This window comes from Paraburkholderia sp. SIMBA_053 (genome assembly GCF_046534895.1).
GTDB classification, from domain to species: domain Bacteria; phylum Pseudomonadota; class Gammaproteobacteria; order Burkholderiales; family Burkholderiaceae; genus Paraburkholderia; species Paraburkholderia caledonica.
In genome coordinates, this window is the sequence record NZ_JAWRXU010000974.1 from 1 (window position 1) to 261 (window position 261).

Here is a 261-nt window from a genome sequence, read left to right on the forward strand (position 1 = left end):
CGTCGTGGTCGGCATTCTGTTGTACGCGGCGCTCGGCAAGATCGCCGACGTGCTGGCGAAGAGCCTCGAGCGCGTGTCGCTGCGCTGGCATCCGGCCTATCAACGTGGAGGTAAGGCATGAGCGCAACGACACTGTCGACGACGTTCGGCGGCATCGCGGGCCGCGATCTGGAGGTCGAACTGGCGCAGGCGCGCGTTGCGGATCACAACGCGGATGTGGCCGCGGATCTCGATGAGCGTGAGCGTGCGCGCCGTCAGGTG

2 pseudogenes are annotated in these 261 nt (G+C 67.0%); both read left to right on the forward strand.

The features are described from left to right. Positions 1 to 121 (forward strand): annotated as a pseudogene (locus SB753_RS38505) (ABC transporter permease); the annotation flags it as partial. Further along, a pseudogene (locus tag SB753_RS38510) lies at positions 118 to 261 on the forward strand (aliphatic sulfonate ABC transporter ATP-binding protein); the annotation flags it as partial. The pseudogenes SB753_RS38505 and SB753_RS38510, both read left to right, overlap by 4 nt.